This is a genomic window from Brevibacillus migulae (assembly GCF_004521915.1).
GTDB classification, from domain to species: domain Bacteria; phylum Bacillota; class Bacilli; order Brevibacillales; family Brevibacillaceae; genus Brevibacillus_F; species Brevibacillus_F migulae.
The window spans coordinates 177,415-198,174 of record NZ_SDKD01000002.1; the positions used below are offsets into that span (position 1 = coordinate 177,415).

The window sequence follows — 20,760 nt, forward strand, 5'->3', positions numbered from 1 at the left end:
GCCCATTGTGGGAGTCTTGGGTGCACACTGGTCTCGGAATAATCGATCCCGATTTGACCTATCCTATGTGGAGCGGAAAGGGGGATTCAACCATGGCAAAAAGCCTGAAGAATCAAGACGCGAAAACGGCTGCTGGGCCAGACGTGTATGAACGAGCCAACACCGCGATTCACGATCTTATGGATGAATTATGCGACGCGATGCAAGTCACGAACACGGAACCATACAAACGAAAAGGCTATGAAATGGTTGGCCATTATTTTCAGCAACCGGTCAATACGGGAGAGCTGACGCTTGTATTTGCCTCTGTCCTCCAGGATGTCCTGACCAAGCTGGAAATGACCCAGCAAAGCGAAGAGATCAGTATGATCCGTGATCCGTATACGATGATGAAGCTGGAAGAATAAGCGGATGAGCGCACCCGATCCCAGGGTGTTTTCTTTTTTTGGTATGGTGGAAATAGAATAAGGAGAAGCAGGGAATATGTTGATTATTGTCGAATGATAGATAGAATGGATCAAGTAGCGGTTGAAGAGGTGCGACAAAGCACGCTGGAGGAAAAACGAGTATGCGTTACGTCAGTATTGAAGATATAGAACCAGGTGATATACTAGCTCGCAGCATTTATACCAGTGATGGACTAACCCTCTTGCAAGCTGATATGCAACTGACTGTAGGCATGATCAACAAGCTGCGGCGTTTTGGCGTGACTATGGTCAGCATCAAGGATCCACTGCTCCAGGATGTGAAAATGGAGGATGTGATCCAGGAGACGACACGCAAAGAAGCGATTGCCAATCTGTCCGCAGCGATGAATTGTGTGCAGACGGGAAAAGGAGTCGATCTGCGCGGGGTACAGAAATCCGTCAATCAAATTATTGATGAGACACTGAAAAACCGCCGTGTTTTGTTGAATATTTCGGATATCCGGACCAATGACAATCAATTGTTTATTCACTCGCTCAATGTATGCATGATGGCCACCGTCATGGGTATCGCATTGGGTTACAATACCCAGCAGTTGAAGGAATTATCAATCGGTGCCTTGCTCCATGATATCGGAAAAGTAGCGAAGGATACCGATATCGCATCCAGCAATCCAGGGCAGTCGGATCACCATGCGTGGAAGGGCTTTAATATTTTGCGCAAAAAACATGAAATGAGCATTGTCTCTGCCCATGTCGCCCTGCAGCATCATGAATGGGTGAATGGCATGGGAGAACCGCGGGGCTTAACGGGGGACGAGATCCATGATTTTGGAAAAATTGTGGCGATCGCCAATATGTACGATAACCTCATTTCTCCGTTCTCGCATGAGGAAGAAACATGCCATCCGTATGAGGCGTGTGAGAGAATTATGGCGTTGGCCGAGAAACGATTCGACCATAAAATGGTGATTCAGTTTTTACGGACGATTGCGACGTACCCGACGGGCTCCTCTTTGCGGCTGAGCACAGGCGAGGTAGGTGTCGTGATTGAGCAAAACAGGGGGCTGCCATCTCGTCCGGTCGTCCGGATCATAAAAAAAGAAAAAGGCGGCCGCGGCAGCCTGGATAGCGACCATGAAATCCATGACGTGGACTTAAGCGAGGCGCCTACCGTTTTCATCACGGGTGTGTTGAGCTAAATCGAATAGAGAGCAAGCGGGCAGCGTGTGGAAGACTATCACACCGCCCGCTTTTTTTCATGATCGAATCGTTCGCACACAGCAGGAATCAAACAGAAGGAAATGGAAGAATTATACACTGGTGATGGCGGCCTCGGGCAAACAGATTCATCATGATGAAGGGGATGTGGAGAAGTGAATAGACAGAACAATCCAAAAGTGAGAATCATCAAAGAAGAAATCTTATCGGACAACTGGTATGTGCTGAAAAAAGTGTCCTATGAATACCAAAGAAATGATGGCGTAAGGGAGACACATGCCCGTGAAGCGTACGATCGCGGCAACGGAGCCACGATCCTGCTTTATAATCGGGAAAAACAGACCGTAGTGCTGACGAAGCAATTTCGCATGCCCACATATCTGAACGGCAATGAGACCGGAATGCTGATTGAAACGTGTGCGGGCTTGCTGGACGACGAGGATCCGGAAGTGAGAATCCGCCGGGAAACCGAGGAAGAAACGGGTTATCTTGTTGATCAGGTTGTCAAAGTAGGCGAGGCCTACATGTCACCGGGTTCGGTCACGGAGATTTTGCATTTTTATATCGCGGAATACACTCCAAACATGCTGGTGGGGGAAGGCGGCGGGTTGGCCGAGGAGCAGGAATATATCGAGGTGCTGGAGCTGCCGTTTGCGGAGGCGCTCGGCATGATCCAAAGCGGTGAAATCCGTGATGCAAAAACAATCTTGCTGCTGCAGTATGCGCAAATCCATGGACTGCTGAAACCCGCTGGCAAGCCATTGCACATCATGATCGCCGGACCTCATCGTTTGGGAACGGGCGATGACCCGCAGCTTTTATTGCGACGTACAGGTGTGGACGACCTGGATTATGTCCTGGCGCTAGAAGCCGAGGAAGAAAACAGACGGTTCATCATTCCGTGGGATCGGGAAAAGCACGAGCGTTCACTCCATGAGGGGGACATTGCTCACCTGATCATAGAGGACCAACAGCAGAATCGTCCGGTTGGATTTTGCATTCTGGCGGGACTAGACAACCCCAATCAAAGCATGGAACTGATGCGAATGGTTGTTGCTGAAAAAGGGAGAGGCGTGGGGAGAGAAGCACTGCGGCTCATCAAAAAGTGGGTATTTACAGAACGTCGAGCCAATCGGTTATGGCTGGATGTAAAAGTGGATAACGTTCGAGCGAAAAGCCTCTATGCGTCCGAAGGCTTTACACTGGAAGGGACACTTCGAGGGTGTGTGAAAAACGGTGAGACCTTTGAATCGCTGCATATCATGTCCATTTTGAAATCGGAATATGGGGAGTGGTCTTCATGATGATAAAAATAGATGATTTGACGGGGCCCAAGGTAGCGGCATTCATCACGGAACATCTGGAAAGCTTGGCGCTGCTATCTCCTCCTGAGAGTAGACATGCGCTCAATCTAGAGGGATTGAAAAAGCCGGAGGTTACTTTTTGGAGTGCGTGGGAACAAGATGAATTACTAGGCTGCGGGGCATTGAAAGAATTGGATCCCGGTCATGGCGAAATTAAATCAATGCGGACTGCCACCGCACATTTGCGAAAAGGTGTCTCCAGGCGGATCCTTGCACACATCATGGAAGAAGCCAAGCGGCGAGGTTACAGGCGGATTAGTTTAGAAACCGGTCCGATGGATGCTTTCGAACCGGCCAGAAGACTGTATGAAAGCTTTGGCTTTCAATATTGTGGACCATTCGCGGATTACAAAGAAGACCCGAACAGCGTATTTATGACAAAGGAATTATGAAGAAAAGAGACGGCAGCTATTCACTCGGAACTTCTGAGGGATAGCTGCCGTTTGACATTTTACTTACAGCGACAAAAACCTATAAATAGGCTTCAAACTAGGGCAAGATGACTATCTATGCCATATTTTACTACTGTACCCACACTTGAAGGAGGAGATCGATTGTATCCTTATCAACCGCCTAGACGGCCACCTGGAGGAAGACCGCCTGGCCAACAACCGCCAAGACAACCGGGCTATTATCAATGGACCGATCCGCAAGCGGAACAATTTTTGAACAGATATCAGGGAGGTTATATTCGGACCAGTATTCCTGGGTATGGACTAGTCGTAGCACAACTGCTCAGTTACGACCCGGCGACTGGATTAGTAGCATTAAATATTTTTAATGAAAGGGGATATCCAGAATATACGCAAGTTGACCGTAACGATTTGACTGGCCTAACGTTCCTCGGCTGGGAAGAACCGCCTGAAATCAGACAGCGTCGCCGACGTGGCCGAAGACAGGGCGATAGCAGCTGGAACGACTGGAATTATGGCAGCCCGGGACCAGGTGGGTACCGATAAGCGGGCAACCACAAATACGCGGGAAGGGGATGGGCTAACCATCCCATGTTTACATAGATGGAGAATCTTTGTTATTTGTATTCAACCAATCGGCATAAGGTTCATTACAGATGCGAACCGCCGCTTGCGTCCATACATTGCCCCGTGATCCAACGGCTTTCCGGAGAAGCTAGAAACGCTGCTATATCCGCAATATCTGCAGGCTCGCCCCAGCGTCCAAAGATTGAATACGCAGCGCCAAAATTCTTGGCATCCGGGTCCTCAAGCATAGCGGCATTCATATCCGTGGCGACAAATCCGGGCTGGATCGCATTGATCGTAATTCCGCGTGAGCCAAGCTGGGTGGATAGGGAGAGCGTCAGCGTGTTGATGGCGCCTTTCGTCATGCTATAGGCTGGTATGCCGGGCAGGGAAATTCGTGTCGTAGCAGAAGAGAGGTTGATAATCCGGCCTCCGTCTCGCAGGCGCGAGAGAGCTTGCTGAATGACGAAGAAGGGCGCCTTTACATTCACGCTCATAACAACATTTCTTCCGTGGTCTCTTCGATGGATGCGGGCAAGCCAATCCCTGTGAACTGAGAGAACGCACTGGGGATGCTCGTTTTGATATCTTGGTCAAGTGGAAGAACGTTTCTTTTCGAAGCGTTGGATGATGAATCACTCAGCTCCGCACCAATGGCAAACGCTGCTCCTCCTTTTTGCTCAATCTCCTTTACGACTTGCTCGGCAGCTTGCTGGTTTCTGCCATAATGAACAGCAACCAAAGCCCCTTCCGCCGCGAAGCGCAAAGCGATGCCCCGTCCAATCCCTCTGCTTGCTCCTGTAACCAATGCAATCTTTCCACTTAATCTGGTCATGTTCTTAACACTCCTCTACTGGTTTGTTTTCCATATTGCCACAGGAGGAGTTTTGAAATGTTGCTCATCGATTCGATATGCGTGTACTTGCATAAAAAATGGCATACGTACTGCACAAAAACAGGGAGAATACGATGACAAAACTGGCAGCTTCATGGTGCTGCAGGATTGAGAAAACGTCCAGGATGATCTGCAAAGGCCGATCGACCAGATCCCAGCTGTTCCAACGCAAAAAACGACCCAAATACACACCGATGCCGCACAACCACAGGACGACGAAGGAAAACACCCAGCCCCAACCGTGATTGAACCGCTCCGCCACGATATCTTGCAAAAGAAGCAGGGAAGAAAAGCCGAGAAAATAAGCCGTAACGGCACTGCTTAGAATGACGAGCAAGTCCAGATGAATCGGAGTGGACTCCTTGATTACGCTCAGATGAAGCAAATCGGTCAGCATGTAAGGCGCGTTGGGGAGAAAGAATAGCCAGATCGCGCCTGGAATCAGCAACCAAAGCCGGTGACGTTTTGAGGAGTGGACCCTCCAATGAATGAACCACGCGGCCCAAAACGGGATCCAGGCAAGAAACAAATTGGGGAAGAACAGCCAGAAGTACGTGATCGTGCCGGACATATGATACCGATAGGCCAGTAAACAGCCGCTCAGAATGGTGGCGAACAGCAGTGCGATAAACAGTTTTTTTACCATGCTTCTACTCCTCTCTATCCAGAAACTAGCATATCACAAGGGGAATTGGAAAAACTATCCTGAAAAGAGCTGCGGATAGGAGAGGGTGCTGATGAAGATCGGTTGCCATGTAAGCATACGTTCCGGTTTTGCCGGAGCGGCTAGAGCAGCATGGGAGATGGGAGCAAGCTCGTTTCAATATTTCCCCAAAAATCCCCGGAGCCTGGCTGTAAAAGCATTTGATCACAGGGATGCAGCAGCCTGCAAACAATTTTGCGAAAAAAACGGTATCGTATCGATCGCGCATACCCCGTACCCGACCAATCTGTCCGTAGATGATCCGGACCTGTATCAGGCAACGGTTCGCTCTGTGATCAATGATTTGGAAATCGCGAATGCCTGCGGTTCCATCGGACTGGTCGTCCATTTCGGGCAATACAAGGGGAAGGTGGAGGATCCGTTATTTGGCTATAAGCAGATGATCCGGATGGTGAATGATATTTTGGGGCAATGGACGGGGGCTGCGCTGCTGTTGATCGAAAACAATGCGGGGCAGGGCAATTCGATGGGAATGACCATCGAGGAGCTGGTGCAAATCCGACAATTGCTCGCACAGCCTGAAAGGGTCGGTTATTGTTTGGACACTTGTCATGCCTTTGCCAGCGGGATGTGGAACGGTACCGATTGGCAGCCTGTGGCCAGGAAAGCAAGGGAGCTTGGATTTTTGAAGCATGTGAAAGCAATTCATCTGAATGACTCGATGCATCCCACAGGTTCACGGCGTGACCGTCATGCCAACATTGGCAAGGGGCATATTCCGGAAGCGGCCTTTCAGGAAGTCTTCGAGACTCCCGAATTCCGGGAGCTCCCATGCGTATTGGAAACACCGCATCCGGCAGGGGAATCTCATCAAAAGGAAATTGCATGGGTAAAGGAGCGATTTATCGCAAATACAAAAGCGTCCCTATGATTCCCAGGGACGCCGTGTGCCGAACATTTCGGCAAGCTGCCTGCTGTGTGATCGCCTTTTTTTCCGTGATTCCGCTCGCTCGGGTGCACTCTGGTGCAGAAACTTTTCTTCTTCCGTTTCCGGTATGATTTTCGGTACGGGGATCGGCTTCCCCTCTGGACCGAGTGCGACAAACGTCAGAAATGACGTGGCGCAAACCTTGCGTTCACCAGTATGCAGATCCTCCGCAAGCACTTTGACGAAGATCTCCATGGAGGTCTGATGCGTCCACGTCACAAAAGCTTCCAGCGACACTTCATCACCGACACGGATGGGGTGCAGGAAATCGACGGAATCGGTTGAGGCGGTCACGACGGGAAATTTGGCATGCTTGGTGGCGGACAGCGAGGCCACATCGTCAATATGCGACATCAAGAGTCCGCCAAATAATGTGTTATGGATATTCGCGTCCGGGGGGAGTACGTGGCTGGCTTTGTATGTACGTGATTCGCGAACGTATCTCACTACGTCATTCACGAGAAAGACTCCTTTCTAATGCAGCGGGATTCAGAAAAAAGGGATCTAGATGATTATTTCACCAAGCCGCGGCAGGTATTCGCTGCCGACTTACGGTGGCAAGAACAGGGGAAACATGGTAGAGTGGATAGCGTAAATCATCGAGGAAAATGAGGGGAAGACATGAAGCGTACAATCAAAGTGACGATCGAGGATTTTTCCAAGATTGCCGAAAACCTGAACGAGCCTGGAGAGCTGGCTCTCTATGAAAATGCGAACGGCAACGTGTTTGAAGCGGATATCGAGCATGATGGGTATGCAGTGGTTGACCTGCCCAATGATGAATACATCGAGCTTGCGCCGGCTGAATATCAAGTGATGATGCTGGAATGGCAAAAAGCAGGGGAGCTTGCGGGACAAACCCTGGAAACCAAGTCGGATCCTGACAATGATAAAGCCTTGCTGTATCGTACCGTCGACGGATCGGGCAATGAAGTGACAGCGCCGCAGTCGCTGCCAAAGGAATTGGTGAAGCAGTTGGCCGATGCGTGGTTCGCCAAAAGAAAAAGCGGAGTGTCTGAGTAACCAGACATCCGCTTTTTTACGTTTTGATTTTAGTTTCTTTGCTCTTACATTTCCTCTGGAGCCTTCAGACCGAGCAGACGCAAGCCTTCTTTCAGCACCACGACGACCGCCGCCACCAGATGCAGGCGCGCTTGCTTCAGTTCCGGCTCTTCTGCGAGAATGCGCACGTTGGCATAGAACTTATTGAACGACTGCGCCAAATCGATCACGTATTTTCCGATCTGGGAAGGATCAAATTCTTCGCGTGCGCGGTCGATTACTTCAGGGAAGTGATTGAGCAAGGTAATGACGGCCCATGCTTCCTTGCTGTCCAACGCGCCTTCCGCCCATGCTACATTACCGCCTGCGTATTCGCCTTTTCGCAGCAGCGAGCAAGCGCGAGCATGGGTATACTGCACGTATGGCCCGGTTTCCCCTTCAAAGGTCAGCATTTCTTCCCAGGAGAAGTTGATATCATTGAGACGGTAGTTTTTCAAGTCGTGGAAGATGACCGCGCCGACGCCGACCTGACGTGCTACCTCTTCCTTATTCTCGAGGGTAGGATTTTTCTCCTCGATCACTTTTTGCACATCCGCAATCGCTTGCGACAGCACTTCCTCCAGCAGGACGACTTTCCCTTTCCGGGTGGACATTTTCTTGCCGTCCTTCAGCATCATGCCAAATGGGATGTGATACATCTCCTTCGACCATTCGTAGCCCATTTTTTCCAGCACTTTGTAAAGCTGCTGGAAGTGGAGGCGCTGCTCGTTGCCCACGACGTAGATCGCTTTGGCAAATTCGTAGTTCTCGTAGCGGTAGAGGGCTGCAGCCAAATCACGGGTAGCGTACAGCGTTGCGCCATCGGACTTTTTAATCAGGCACGGCGGCATGTCATATTCCTCGAGGGAAACCACTTGGGCGCCTTCCGATTCCGTGAGCAAGCCTTTCTCTTCCAAAAGAGCGACTACGCGATCCATCTTGTCATTATAAAAAGCTTCCCCATTGAAGGAATCAAAGGACACGTTCATCAGCTCATAAATCTTCATGAACTCTTTCAAGGATTCATCACGGAACCATTGCCAGAGATGTTTGGCTTCCTCATCGCCATCCTCCAGCTTTTTGAACCATTCACGCCCTTGATCTTCCAGGGAAGGATCTTTTTCCGCTTCTTCATGGAAACGAATATAGAGAGCCAGCAGTTCTTTAATGGGTTCTGCTTTGACTTTTGCTTCGTCTCCCCAGAGCTTGTACGCGACGATCAGCTTCCCGAATTGCGTGCCCCAGTCACCAAGGTGGTTGATGCGTACCGGCTGATAGCCATGCTTTTCCATGATGTTGGCGATCGCGTTTCCGATAACGGTTGAGCGCAGATGCCCCATGGAGAAAGGCTTGGCGATATTGGGAGAAGAGAGGTCGATCGGTACCTTGCGACCTTCGCCTACGTTGCGGCTGCCGTATGTATTGCCTTGGGTGAGGATCGTCTCTACGACCTGTTGCGCGACAATGGCCTGATCCAAAAAGGCGTTGACATACGGGCCCATCGCTTTTACCTCGCGCAATGGCGCTCCCTGGATTTGTTCCGCCAGCTCCTGGGCAATTTGCGGAGGTGCTTTCCGCAGTGCTTTTGCTAATTGGAAGCAAGGAAAGGCAATATCCCCCATTGCCGGATTTGGTGGAGTCTCCAGCATGCTTTCTACTTTTTCCTGGTTGAATCCTTCGACACCCAGCGTATCGAGGACAGCCGTGATTTTCTCGGCTACTTGCTGCTTGTAACTCATTGGTTTGGTCATCCTTTCTGGTTAAAAAAACTCGGCAACGACAAGTCTTTGGCGGAGCCTAAGTTGCAAAATAAAAACCCCTCATCTCTCCGATAGGGAAGAGACGAGAGGTATTGGTTACTCCCGCGGTGCCACTCTTCTTGCCCCGTGATTCCATGACACGGTGCCGCTTTTGCGAGCTGTAACGGGCTTACCCGGCTTGCCATACACAATCCTTTTGAAAAAGGAGCTTCCGGCTGCATCTACAAGGTGCGTTTCTCCTTGCTGATCTGCTCCGGGCTTCCACCATCCCCGGCTCGCTTTGGCTTCAACAGAAGGGTACTTTCCTTATCGGCGATTTGGCATTTATTATACCGGAGCGTGCAGGGGCTATGCAACTACTGATCCTTTTCTTTTTTCATCATTTGGTCGATTTCGCCAAGCAATTTCCGCGTCAGCTCTTCGGGATCATCGGCTTCGTTCCAGGCTTGCTTGAACGACTGGAGCTTGGACAGGATCTCTTGCTCTGTTTTGGCGTCATCTTCCAGCTGATGATTTTCCCGAGGATCAAACCACATCATTCGGTCATCCGAACCACTGCGGTAATAGGGATTCAGCCAGTGATCGGGAAATGTGTACGGCTGCTCGCCGAAGATGATTCCCAGCACATCATCTGAGGAAAGGGGGAGAAAGTGTTCGTACGCATACTTCCTGCCGCCTTCCGACAGATTGATATGAGTGAAGGAATAGTGCAGGTAATGCTGGCCGGACTCTTTTTCCTTCACGACAGCATAAGTCTCAAAATCGGTGGAAGCAATATGTTTAACGGTTTCGAGTCGTTCTAGAAATTCGCTTTTCTTCAGGGAAGAGGGAATAGGCTCCATGTAGGTCGCTCCTTCGCAGTGTATCTTCAACAATCTAACCATAACAAAAGGGAACTCTTTTTGGCAACGCGCGAAGGCTCGCGTGTATGCTGCAAAGAGTTCCCTTTTCCGGGGCGGCGAATGTTGAAAATGGGTTACTTGCGAACGCTGGTGACTTTCTTGATGGCTTGGTAATGCAGATAGTCGGCGGCAGGGATGTGTTTGTCCAGAACGGGTCTGAATGATGGCCGGGAATCCGGATACAGCTGATTCATTTCCAGGAAAAATGTGATTTCCTGTGGAGTTCCCTCAATCACCATACCGTTAATGGTCACTTTCATTGTGATACCCTCCCTGCAATGCCACCAAGACATGTCCTGCTTACAAATCCAAGTATAGCGAATAGCTGCTGTGGATATTGTCGGAATCTATCGAGGGATTCGCACTTTTTCTCGTCAGTTTTCGCGCAGAAAAAAAGGAGCCTTTGGAATCGGCTCCCGTTCATGACTAGCAGTCTTCAGCAGCGCCTACGATAACCAGCAAAATAAACAGAACCAGAACGAGCGCAAAGTTATCGTTGAAAAAGTTTCCGGAATAAGAAGTACTCATATTGGTTCGCCTCCTTTCAGCTATGCTACAGTCTATACACTTCTGTACAGATTGTTGTGGGCGAATGACCTATGCGTGTAAAAATAGGCGAAGGAGGCGTCTTACGTAAGCTGGGTAGTTTTTCTTGACGAGGGGGATAACGGGTGTTAAGATAACTTTCAAACCACAAACTACATATGTAAGCTTTTCTCTTATCCAGAGAGGCAGAGGGACTGGCCCTATGAAGCCTCGGCAACCGGTGATCAGGTGCCAATTCCAGCAAAGCGATCTGCTTTGAAAGATAAGAGGATGTGCGGACTTTACGCGTAATCCTCTTCGTTTTTTGTCGAAGAGGATTTTTTACGTTAGCAGGTCTGAACGGATCCTAAAGGAATGGAACAAACATGTGTAAATGCTAAGGAATCCGATCACATACGGGTGTCAGAATGTTGCGAAAGAAGGGGTTGGGGAAATGGGCAGAAGCTTCCTGGAACAATTGGAACGAAAAATTTTGATTATTGATGGCGCGATGGGGACGATGCTGCAGCAAGCAGAATTGACCGCAGCTGATTTTGGCGGAGAGGAATATGAGGGCTGTAACGAACTGTTGAGTGTAACCCGTCCTGATGTCATCCTCCAGATTCATCAAAAGTATCTGGAAGCCGGTGCAGATATTATTGAGACGAATACATTTGGCGCCACCTCCGTGGTACTCGCTGAATATGACGTGGCAGAACGTGACATCGAGCTCAATATCGCTTCCGCTAAAATTGCCAGAGAGGCAGCGGATGCCTTTTCCACAGAGGAGTGGCCTCGATTCGTAGCCGGTTCGATGGGACCTACCACCAAAACGTTGTCACTCACTGGTGGGGCGACCTTTGAGCAGCTGGTCGAGGCTTACTATCGGCAAGCCAAGGGACTGCTTTTGGGCGGCGCGGATGTGCTGCTGCTGGAAACCTCTCAAGATACGTTGAATGTAAAGGCAGGGGGCATCGGGATACGCCAAGCGTTTACGGAGTTGGGGAAAGAAGTCCCGGTGATGATTTCCGGAACGATCGAGCCGATGGGAACCACGCTGGCAGGTCAGAATATTGAAGCATTTTACATTTCGATCGAGCATTTGAAGCCGATCAGCGTCGGACTGAACTGTGCGACTGGACCTGAATTCATGCGTGACCATCTGCGCACGCTATCGGATCTGGCTCATTGTGGGGTCAGCTGCTACCCCAACGCAGGGCTGCCTGATGAGAACGGGCATTATCACGAATCTCCGCAGGGACTGGCAACCAAAATGGCCGGCTTTGCCGAAAAGGGCTGGCTGAACATCGCGGGTGGCTGTTGCGGCACGACACCCGAGCATATTCGGGCCATGGCAGAGACTTTGAAACATTACAAGCCGCGCCAAGCCTCGAGCAAACCATTCAGTGCCGTATCCGGTATCGAAGCTGTGTACGTGGAAGAGGACAATCGCCCGTTGCTGGTGGGGGAACGCACGAATGTCATCGGATCGAAGAAGTTTCGAGATCTGATCGCGGCCGGACACTATGAAGAAGCTTCGGATATCGCGCGGGCACAAGTGCGCGGCGGAGCCCAGGTCATCGACGTCTGTCTCGCGGATCCTGACCGTGATGAGTATGCCGATATGGACCGCTTTCTGCAATTCGTCAGCAAAAAGGTCAAAGCGCCGCTCATGATCGATTCGACTGATGCGCGCGTCATCGAGCTCGGGCTTACTTACTCGCAAGGAAAGGCGATTATCAACTCGATCAATCTGGAGGACGGACTGGAACGTTTTGCCGAAGTCGTCCCCTTGATTCATAAATACGGTGCTGCAGTGGTCGTCGGGACGATCGACGAAGAGGGCATGGCAATCACGCGGGAACGAAAGCTCGCTGTGGCGAGACGCAGCTACGATATTTTGGTCAACGAATACAACGTGAACCCGCAGGACATTATTTTCGACCCGCTCGTGTTCCCGGTCGGTACCGGTGATGAGCAATACATCGGATCCGCGCTGGAGACAGTCGAAGGCATCAGGCTGATCAAGGAAGCTTTTCCGGAATGCAAAACGATCCTCGGTGTGAGCAACGTATCCTTTGGCTTGCCGGGGGCCGGCCGGGAGGTATTGAATGCCGTCTTCCTCTACCACACGACGAAAGCCGGGCTGGATTATGCCATCGTCAACTCGGAGAAGCTCGAGCGCTATGCCTCGATCCCGGAGGAAGAACGGAAGCTGTCCGAAGCCTTGCTTTTTGATACGAATGATCAGACACTCGCCGAATTCACCGCGTTTTATCGTGAAAAGAAAAAAGAAGCGAAGGTGGCCATGTCCACCCTCACGCTGGAGGAACGCTTGGCCCGCTATGTGATCGAAGGCTCCAAGGATGGCTTGATTCCGGATCTGCAGGCTGCCCTGGAAAAGTACGCACCGCTGGAGATCATCAACGGTCCGCTGATGGCAGGGATGGAAGAGGTCGGCCGTCTCTTCAACGGAAACCAGCTGATCGTAGCGGAGGTCTTGCAAAGCGCAGAAGTCATGAAAGCCTCGGTCTCTTTTCTGGAAGGTTTTATGGAAAAGTCGGAGACCAGTGCGAAAGGAAAAATTCTGCTGGCGACCGTCAAAGGGGACGTGCACGACATCGGCAAAAACCTGGTGGAAATCATCCTGGCCAATAATGGCTATGAGGTCGTCAATCTTGGAATCAAGGTACCGCCTGAACAATTGATTGCGGCATGCCGGGAAGAAAAGCCGGACTTTATCGGACTATCCGGCTTGCTGGTGAAATCGGCCCAGCAGATGGTCATCACAGCGCAGGACTTGAAGGCAGCAGGAATCGATGTGCCCATGATGGTAGGGGGTGCGGCGCTGACCCGCAAGTTTACTTCTAATCGGATCGCACCAGAGTATAAAGGGATCGTGCTCTATGCCAAGGATGCCATGGATGGCCTGGACCTTGCCAACAAGCTGATGGACCCGGAGCAGCGCAAGACGCTGCAGGAGGAGCAGGAGCGGCAGCTGGCTGCGCTGCAGGCAGAAAAGAGTGAGCAGGGGCAAAGTGTCGATACCAAAAAGGCTGCGCCCAAGCGCTCGGCGGTGAGCCGTACCGCTCCCGTCATGCTCCCGCCGGATACCGAGCGCCATGTGCTTCGCAACTACCCGCTTGGCCATTTGCACCCGTATCTCAATCTGCGGATGCTGTTAGGCAAGCATCTCGGGGTCAGGGGCAATGTCGATCGGTTGCTGGAAGAGGGGGATCCAAAAGTAACGGAATTGTACGGCGTGGTGGAGGATTTGCTGCGCGAGGCGCGGGAGCAGGATCTGATCAAGGCGCATGGCATGTACCAGTTCTTCCCGGCGCAAGCTGACGGTGACGATATTCTCATCTATGACCCGCGCGACCATTCACGCGTATTGGAACGATTCAGCTTCCCCCGGCAGCCAGAGGAGCCCTACCTCTGCCTCGCCGATTTCCTCCGTCCGGTGGAAAGCAAGGAAATGGACTATGTTGGCTTCCTTTCGGTAACAGCGGGGCATGGCATCCGCGAACAGGCGACCCGGTTAAAGGAGCAGGGGGACTACTTGCGCTCCCATGTGCTGCAGGCGGTGGCGCTGGAGCTTGCGGAAGCTTTTGCGGAACGGATCCACCATGTGATGCGGGATGTCTGGGGCTTTCCGGATCCTGCCGAGATGACCATGCTGGAACGCTTCGGTGCTCGCTACCGCGGGATTCGCGTTTCTTTCGGCTATCCGGCATGCCCGAATCTGGAGGATCAGGAAAAGCTGTTCCGTTTGCTGAAGCCTGAAGATATCGGCGTGCAGCTGACAGAAGGATTCATGATGGATCCGGAAGCGTCTGTCACCGCGATGGTATTTGCTCATCCGGAGGCACGTTATTTTAACGCGACGCCGGCTGTAATCGAATCATAAGCAGCGTGTTTTTTAGCGGAGAGGAGGGAGTATCGTGTCAGAGAAGAGAGATCTTAGACAGCATTTGGAGAACCATATTTTGGTCGGAGACGGGGCGATGGCGACCCAATTGTATCAAATGGGCGTTCCCGTGGGGGTGAGCTTCGAGGAGCTCTGCCTGTCCAATCCCCAAGTCATCTACCATGTGCACCAGGCTTATTTTCATGCGGGTGCAAGATTGTTGGAAACAAACACGTTTGCCGCCAACCGTGACAGCCTGTCCAAATATGGGCTGGAAAACAAAGTGACGCGGATTAATCGGGCTGCGGTAACCATTGCGAAAGAGGCCGCGCAGGATGAAGCGTTTGTCGTGGGCAGTATTGGCTCCATTATTGCCGGACGTGTACGGAACCAGCCACTGGATGAGTATCGGGATCAATTTGAAGAGCAGGCCACGGCTTTGCTGCATGCTGGCGTGGACGGGATTTTGCTGGAGACATTTCTCGATATGGAGGAGCTGCAGCTGGCCGTAGAGGTCACGCGCACATTGACCGATTTGCCCATTGTGGCCCAGCTCGCCACTCTGGAAGTAGGGCGTACCCGGGACGGCTATACGTTGAGCGATGCGTTTCGGCAGATCAAGCAGGCCGGAGCCGATGTGGTTGGGATCAATTGCCGGCTTGGTCCAGCCGAAGTGATCCGCTCTTTTGAACAAACGATCACGCCTGAGGATGTGCTGCTGTCGGCCTTTCCGAATGCGGGGCGGTTAGGTCTGTCCGATGGGGAGTACGCATACAAATCATCACCGGAGTATTTCGCGGAAGGAGCACTGCGTCTGCGTGAGCAGGGAGTGCGGCTGATCGGCGGTTGTTGCGGCACGACACCCGCGCACATCAGGGCGATGGTCGGTGCATTGGAAGACCTGGAACCGGTTGAACGGACCAATCCGCTGACGGATATGCAGGAACGCAGCGTAGTGTCAATCCAGAGCGTAAGACAGCGACAGCGTCCGACGATCGTAGAGCAGGTGAAAGACAAACACACGATCATCGTCGAATTTGATCCGCCGAAAGATTTGGAAGTCGATGAATTTTTACAGGGCTGTTGTGCCCTTCATCAGGCGGGCGCGGATGCGGTGACACTGGCGGATAATTCCTTGGCCAACGTGCGGATGAGCAATATGGCTCTGGGCGCGATCATGAAAAGCCAATATGGCATCGATCCGCTCGTCCACATCGCATGCCGGGACCGCAATCTGATCGGACAGCAGTCGCACTTGATGGGCTTGCATGCTTTGGGAATCGATCAAGTGCTGGTCGTGACCGGGGATCCATCCCGCTTTGGCGATTTGCCCGGCGCAAGCTCTGTCTTTGATGTCACCTCCTTCGATCTGATTCGCATGATCAAGCAATTGAACGAAGGGATATCCTTCTCTGGCCGTCCGCTGAAGCAAAAAGCGCAGTTCACGGTCGGAGCCGCGTTCAATCCGCATGTGCGCAAGATGGAAGCGGCCATTGATCGGCTGAAGCGAAAGGTCGAAGCTGGCGCCGATTATGTGATGACCCAGCCTGTCTATGATACGGAAACCATCGAGCTGATCGATCACGCGACAAAAGACATCGGGATTCCCGTATTTATCGGGATCATGCCTTTGACCAGCTGGCGCAATGCGGAATTCCTGCATAATGAGGTGCCTGGCATCAAGCTGTCGCCGCAAGCGCTGGCCAGGATGAAGCATCTGCAGGGTGAGGCGGGCAGACAGGAAGGCATTGCGATGGCAAAGGAATTACTGGATGTGGCGGTCCGTCATTTCAATGGAATCTATTTGATTACCCCATTCAACTATTATCAGATGAGCGTGGAATTGACCGAATACGTCCATCAAATCACTGCTTCGGAAAGAAGAGCCGATTACCCCCATCGCTTTGTAGGATTGCACTGATGAAGCAACCCCCTTAAACGGAAAAGGCAAAAGTTCGCGATCGTTAACGGATGACGCGAGCTTTTGCCTGTTTGCGCATATAGTCCGTTTTGCTTCGTTCGCTTTTCAGGAAGAGGGAAACCCGTTGATAACTCATGGTTGTATACTGTTTGCGTCTGAGAAACCATTCAAAAATATGGGGGAAAGCCAAGTCCTGGTAGAGCAGGGCTTTTTCTCGTTTTTTCATCGGATTTTTCTTGAAGTAAGCACGGAAAAGCATTTCACATTTTTCCCGATTCCATCCGTTATACCTGCGCATGTACGTATACAACAGCCGCGAAAGATCCTTGGAGGGGTAGTCGTAACGCACATCCTCCCAGTCAATGACATAGAGGCGATTCTCACTTTTGATGACGTTGCCCATATGAAAGTCTCCGTGACACAGGGGATGCAGATGCTCGGGACGCTCCTTCCACTCTTGAAAAAAAGAGGATTCCCCCAGAAGCTGATGCATTTCCTGACCCACATGTAAAAAATAGGGGAGGTGCTGCCGCAGCAGCTTAATCTTCGGTTTCGCTGAATCAGCAAATTGTTCATACCAACGCTGCAGGGATCTCAGGTCAGTCTCGTATTCATGTTCCCAGCGCAGCGCCCCGTTATAGCGTTCCCCCGATGAGGAGAGCAAGCCGACCGAAGAGGCATGGAGCTGGCCCAGCAGCTCGCCGATTCTGCGCATCTGATTGGGGGACTTAAGCGAGTAGGGGTTGCCTCGCACGTCCTTCTGCAAATAAAACAGGTTGCCGCTGCATTCGATAAAAGGGGCGTTCTTGAGCGTCTGTACAAGGGGGGGAATGAAAATTCCACAGTCCCGTAAATGCGCTTCTGCACTCAGAATAAAATGCTGACGGTCTTCCTGTATGTACATCGTCTTGGCAAAAAAGGAGCCGCGATCGGTTTTCAGATGGATCACCATGGTTTTTGGGGTATCGCGGATGACTTCATAGGATTGGATTTTCAGTCCGTATTCCAGATGTATCTGGCGCAGCAGAGGTTCAAGCATGGTGCACCTCCCAGAAGATGCTTCCTATCATCTTACTAAGGGTGGACCCGTCTTGATACAAAAAAACAGGCTGTTTCCAATGTTTTCAACCATGGAAACAGCCTGTGCGATCCTGAAATTAACGTGTTACTTTTACTTTGATGGAGTCGGTTTTTCCGCCGTAGGAAGCTTTAATGGTGGCGGAACCTCTTTTGAGTCCCTTGATTTTTCCATTCGCATAGATTGCGACAGAAGGTTTGGACGATGTCCATGTCGCGAGCTCGGTAACATCTTCCTTGTCTCCATTGGAGTAGGTAGCTACCAGACTGACATCATCGGAATCGCCATCTTCAATCTCCATATCAGATGGTTCCAATGTCAATTTTTTAATCTTCAATTCACCGTATTCGTCATCATAATCGTCATCGAAGGAGAGACGTACGGCTGTGCCATCAGTTTTTTCAATGATCATCTCTTCTTCGTTCACATCATAAGCGAGGATGTCCACTGTGGATGGAGGCAGATCCGCTACATCCTTTTCGTCGCTGTCATCGTCTTCTGCATCTTTTTTGTACAAAGTGCCATCCTCGACGTAGTAGACATCATCTTTGTAGAAACCGACTACGTCCGCGCCTTCTTCAAGCTCTTGCACATCTTTGCCGGAAGTGGTCATGATTTGTGGAGTGGAATCACCTTCTTCGAAAAAGGCAATCCAATCATCGTACACTTTGAAACCATGCTCGCCGCTTGCGATCGGCAGGTCTTTCTTCACAGCTTTTTTGCTCTTGCCATCGGTTTTGGCTTTGTACAGATCGCTGTCTTTGTCTTCATTGACAAAGTAGATGTAGTTGCCATCGACTTGGATCTGGTAGCTGGTTTCCGCCAAGATCTCTTTTTTCGATCCGCCGGTCTTGTTCACGCGGTAGATTTTGTCCGGGTTTCTTGTGATGGTGCCATCCGCGTTTTTCTTGCCGAGGTAGCTGTAGTAGATATTACCCTTGGAATAGCCAAAAGAGGAGACAACGTCCTGGGTTACCTGGGTTTTGCCCGTGCCGTTTGTCTTGATTTTATAGACATAACCAGCTTGTGGTTGGCCGGAAACAGTCGGAACATCCGTAATGTTCATGTAATAAATCCAATCTTCATCCACGTAGATGTCACCGTAGATTTTATCATCGGTTAATCTCGTTTCTTTCACTTTTCCGCCGATTTTGTTTTTGTAAATTCCGCTGCCATCTTTTGTGTAATACACGTAATTGTCATCGATGACGGAAGTCGGAGCCGCAAACGCAGGTTGGCTGATTGCCACGCCACCAACCATCAGCGAGAGGGCCAGACAAGTCACACGAAATGACTGATAGAAAGGTTTCATCATTTTTCCTCCCACGATTGATATTTACTTCTTTGTAGCCTCACCTTTAATAGTAGCACACTTTGCCAGTAGATGTGCAATATTCGGCCTTTTTTCCTAATTTTACAGGCTTCTGTGCGATCTGAACATTCGCCAAAAAATGGGAATGGCCCGGCAGGATCTGCCAGGCCATTCGGAAGCTATATGGGTCTACAGTTGATAAATCGCCTTATATTTGTTCTCCAAATACGCTACCAGATAGTTGGCATTGGTGAGTTCACCTGTAATATCCTGAAGCAGCTCGTTTGGCGTTTTCAGTTTTCCATGCTGATGGATCTTGGCGGAAAGCCACTGGCGGATCGGAGCGAAATCACCGTTTGCGATCAGTTCGTCATAGCCGCTGATTTCTTTCTGCATGGTATGGGCGAATTGGGCCGCATATACGTTGCCGAGCGAGTAGGTAGGGAAGTATCCAAAGCTGCCGCCGGACCAGTGAACATCCTGCAGGACACCCTCCGCATCATTGGCAGGCACGATGCCTAGATAATCCTTCATTTTTTGATTCCAGATTTCCGGCAAATCGGCAACTTTCAATGTTTGATCGATCAAGCCTTTCTCGATCTCATAGCGGATCATGATGTGCAGATTATACGTCAATTCATCTGCTTCTACGCGGATGAAGGAAGGCGTCACCTTATTGATCGCACGGTAAAACTGGTCCACGGATACACCCGCAAACTGGGACGGGAACTGTTTGGTCAGATCGCCGTAGAAATGGTTCCAGAATGGCAGGCTGCGTCCGACCATGTTTTCCCAGTAGCGGGATTGAGACTCATGGATCCCCATGGAGGTGCCGTCGCAAAGCGGCGTGCCCAGCAGATCCGGGTTGATGTTCTGTTCATAGATCGCGTGACCAGCTTCGTGAATGCATCCGAAAAGCGCTGTACGGAAGTCGTTCGGGTGGAAGCGGGTGGTGATGCGCACGTCACCTGGAGCGAAGGATGTGCAGAACGGATGCACGCTGCGGTCCAGACGGCCAGCCTGGAAGTCGTAGCCGATCTTCTCCAAGATAAAGCGGCTGAATGCCTCCTGCTCCGCTTCGGAAAAATGCTTCGTCAAAAAGCTGACATCCGGCTTGTTCGGCGAATCCGCAATAGCGGACACAAGGGCCACGATTTTCTCACGCAAGGTGGCAAACATCTGATCCAGCTGGGCGACGGTCATGCCTGGCTCATACATATCGAGGAGGGTGTCGTACTTCGTTCCTGTCGCGCCCCAGTAGTCGAGAAACTCGAGTTGGAAGGCAACGATTTTTTCCAGGTACGGGCGGAACATGGCAAAATCGCTTTTTTCACGTGCCTCTTCCCACATGGTTTCCGCTTGCGAAGTCAGGATGACAAATTCCTTGAAACGGTCAGGCGGGATTTTTTTGCTGCGATCAAAATCCTTTTTGACTTCATCCACGATTTTTCGTGTCACCGGATCGAGCTCGGAATATGTAGCTGGTTCACTCAAAGACTGCAGATATTCTTCGAGCTCAGGGGAGGTAGACAGCTTGAAATGTTCCCCAGACAGTACACCGATGATTTCAGAGCGCGCATCCATTCCTTTGCGGGGTGCTTTGACGCGCATATCCCAGTGCAAGACCGAGAGCGCTTGGTTATAGCTAACCATTTTCTTCACATATTCACGAAACGTCGTAACGCGCTGTTCCAGAGCAGTAGTCGACATGAAAAACCTCCTTGCAAGCAATTGATCAAAATTTTTTTACAATTAACAGTTTGATTCGATTATA

The 20,760-nt window shown here is 50.9% G+C and carries 17 protein-coding genes, 1 pseudogene and 1 riboswitch; of the genes and pseudogenes, 8 read left to right on the forward strand and 10 right to left on the reverse strand.

The window, feature by feature from the left end; genetic code table 11:
* Nucleotides 1-92 precede the first annotated feature (92 nt).
* From EIZ37_RS02970 to EIZ37_RS02985, 4 genes are all read left to right on the forward strand, one after another.
* Nucleotides 93-407 carry a hypothetical protein gene (locus tag EIZ37_RS02970; RefSeq protein WP_134683070.1) on the forward strand — a complete coding sequence of 105 codons (315 nt, stop codon included), beginning with the start codon at nt 93-95 and terminating at the stop codon, nt 405-407.
* 161 nt (nt 408-568) lie between these two features.
* Nucleotides 569-1,627: an HD-GYP domain-containing protein gene (locus EIZ37_RS02975; protein WP_134683071.1), complete on the forward strand. Its 1,059-nt coding sequence runs from the start codon at nt 569-571 to the stop codon at nt 1,625-1,627.
* 174 nt (nt 1,628-1,801) lie between these two features.
* The gene (nudK, locus tag EIZ37_RS02980) at nt 1,802-2,950 is read left to right on the forward strand and encodes a GDP-mannose pyrophosphatase NudK (protein WP_134683072.1); all 1,149 of its coding nucleotides are present in this window, start codon (nt 1,802-1,804) and stop codon (nt 2,948-2,950) included.
* Nucleotides 2,947-3,402 carry a GNAT family N-acetyltransferase gene (locus tag EIZ37_RS02985; protein WP_134683073.1) on the forward strand — a complete coding sequence of 152 codons (456 nt, stop codon included), beginning with the start codon at nt 2,947-2,949 and terminating at the stop codon, nt 3,400-3,402. Before nudK ends, EIZ37_RS02985 begins: the two co-directional genes overlap by 4 nt.
* A gap of 671 nt (nt 3,403-4,073) precedes the next feature.
* Here the strand turns inward: EIZ37_RS02985 and EIZ37_RS26305 are convergent.
* A pseudogene (locus tag EIZ37_RS26305) lies at nt 4,074-4,825 on the reverse strand (SDR family oxidoreductase).
* Between the two features lie 64 nt (nt 4,826-4,889).
* Nucleotides 4,890-5,531 (reverse strand): DUF1361 domain-containing protein, encoded by a 642-nt coding sequence (locus tag EIZ37_RS03000; RefSeq protein WP_134683076.1) that lies wholly within the window; start codon nt 5,529-5,531, stop codon nt 4,890-4,892.
* Between the two features lie 91 nt (nt 5,532-5,622).
* On the opposite strand from EIZ37_RS03000, the gene EIZ37_RS03005 reads away from it, so the two are divergent.
* The gene (locus EIZ37_RS03005; protein WP_134683077.1) at nt 5,623-6,480 is read left to right on the forward strand and encodes a deoxyribonuclease IV; all 858 of its coding nucleotides are present in this window, start codon (nt 5,623-5,625) and stop codon (nt 6,478-6,480) included.
* Here EIZ37_RS03005 and EIZ37_RS03010 read toward each other — a convergent pair.
* Nucleotides 6,475-6,996: an acyl-CoA thioesterase gene (locus EIZ37_RS03010; RefSeq protein ID WP_134683078.1), complete on the reverse strand. Its 522-nt coding sequence runs from the start codon at nt 6,994-6,996 to the stop codon at nt 6,475-6,477. The two genes, EIZ37_RS03005 and EIZ37_RS03010, sit on opposite strands and share 6 nt — an antisense overlap.
* Before the next feature lie 162 nt (nt 6,997-7,158).
* Here EIZ37_RS03010 and EIZ37_RS03015 point away from each other — a divergent pair, with 162 nt between their 5' ends.
* Complete coding sequence (locus EIZ37_RS03015) at nt 7,159-7,560, forward strand: hypothetical protein (protein ID WP_134683079.1); 402 nt, start codon at nt 7,159-7,161, stop codon at nt 7,558-7,560.
* Nucleotides 7,561-7,604: 44 nt separating this feature from the next.
* Here EIZ37_RS03015 and argS read toward each other — a convergent pair whose 3' ends face one another.
* The 4 genes from argS to EIZ37_RS03035 form a co-directional block, all read right to left on the reverse strand.
* A complete protein-coding gene (gene argS / locus EIZ37_RS03020; protein WP_134683080.1) occupies nt 7,605-9,317 on the reverse strand; it encodes an arginine--tRNA ligase in 1,713 nt (570 codons plus the stop codon).
* A gap of 377 nt (nt 9,318-9,694) precedes the next feature.
* Nucleotides 9,695-10,180, reverse strand: a complete 486-nt coding sequence (locus EIZ37_RS03025; protein WP_134683081.1) for a hypothetical protein — start codon at nt 10,178-10,180, stop codon at nt 9,695-9,697.
* A 134-nt stretch (nt 10,181-10,314) separates the two neighbouring features.
* On the reverse strand, nt 10,315-10,500 hold the full coding sequence (locus tag EIZ37_RS03030; protein WP_134683082.1) for a hypothetical protein: 186 nt from the start codon (nt 10,498-10,500) through the stop codon (nt 10,315-10,317).
* A gap of 166 nt (nt 10,501-10,666) precedes the next feature.
* Complete coding sequence (locus EIZ37_RS03035; protein ID WP_134683083.1) at nt 10,667-10,768, reverse strand: YjcZ family sporulation protein; 102 nt, start codon at nt 10,766-10,768, stop codon at nt 10,667-10,669.
* A gap of 188 nt (nt 10,769-10,956) precedes the next feature.
* Nucleotides 10,957-11,055: riboswitch (SAM riboswitch) on the forward strand.
* Between the two features lie 164 nt (nt 11,056-11,219).
* Here EIZ37_RS03035 and metH point away from each other — a divergent pair.
* Nucleotides 11,220-14,675 carry a methionine synthase gene (metH, locus tag EIZ37_RS03040; protein ID WP_134683084.1) on the forward strand — a complete coding sequence of 1,152 codons (3,456 nt, stop codon included), beginning with the start codon at nt 11,220-11,222 and terminating at the stop codon, nt 14,673-14,675.
* 97 nt (nt 14,676-14,772) lie between these two features.
* The gene (locus EIZ37_RS03045) at nt 14,773-16,596 is read left to right on the forward strand and encodes a bifunctional homocysteine S-methyltransferase/methylenetetrahydrofolate reductase (protein WP_407921110.1); all 1,824 of its coding nucleotides are present in this window, start codon (nt 14,773-14,775) and stop codon (nt 16,594-16,596) included.
* Between the two features lie 43 nt (nt 16,597-16,639).
* Here EIZ37_RS03045 and EIZ37_RS03050 read toward each other — a convergent pair whose 3' ends face one another.
* The 3 genes from EIZ37_RS03050 to EIZ37_RS03060 form a co-directional block, all read right to left on the reverse strand.
* Nucleotides 16,640-17,635, reverse strand: coding sequence for a phosphotransferase (locus EIZ37_RS03050; RefSeq protein ID WP_134683086.1), 996 nt, complete (start codon nt 17,633-17,635; stop codon nt 16,640-16,642).
* Nucleotides 17,636-17,753: 118 nt separating this feature from the next.
* Entirely contained in the window at nt 17,754-18,986 is a 1,233-nt protein-coding gene (locus EIZ37_RS03055; protein WP_167568649.1) for a DUF5050 domain-containing protein, read from the reverse strand.
* A 189-nt stretch (nt 18,987-19,175) separates the two neighbouring features.
* Entirely contained in the window at nt 19,176-20,696 is a 1,521-nt protein-coding gene (locus tag EIZ37_RS03060; RefSeq protein WP_134683088.1) for a carboxypeptidase M32, read from the reverse strand.
* Between the last annotated feature and the right edge of the window lie 64 nt (nt 20,697-20,760).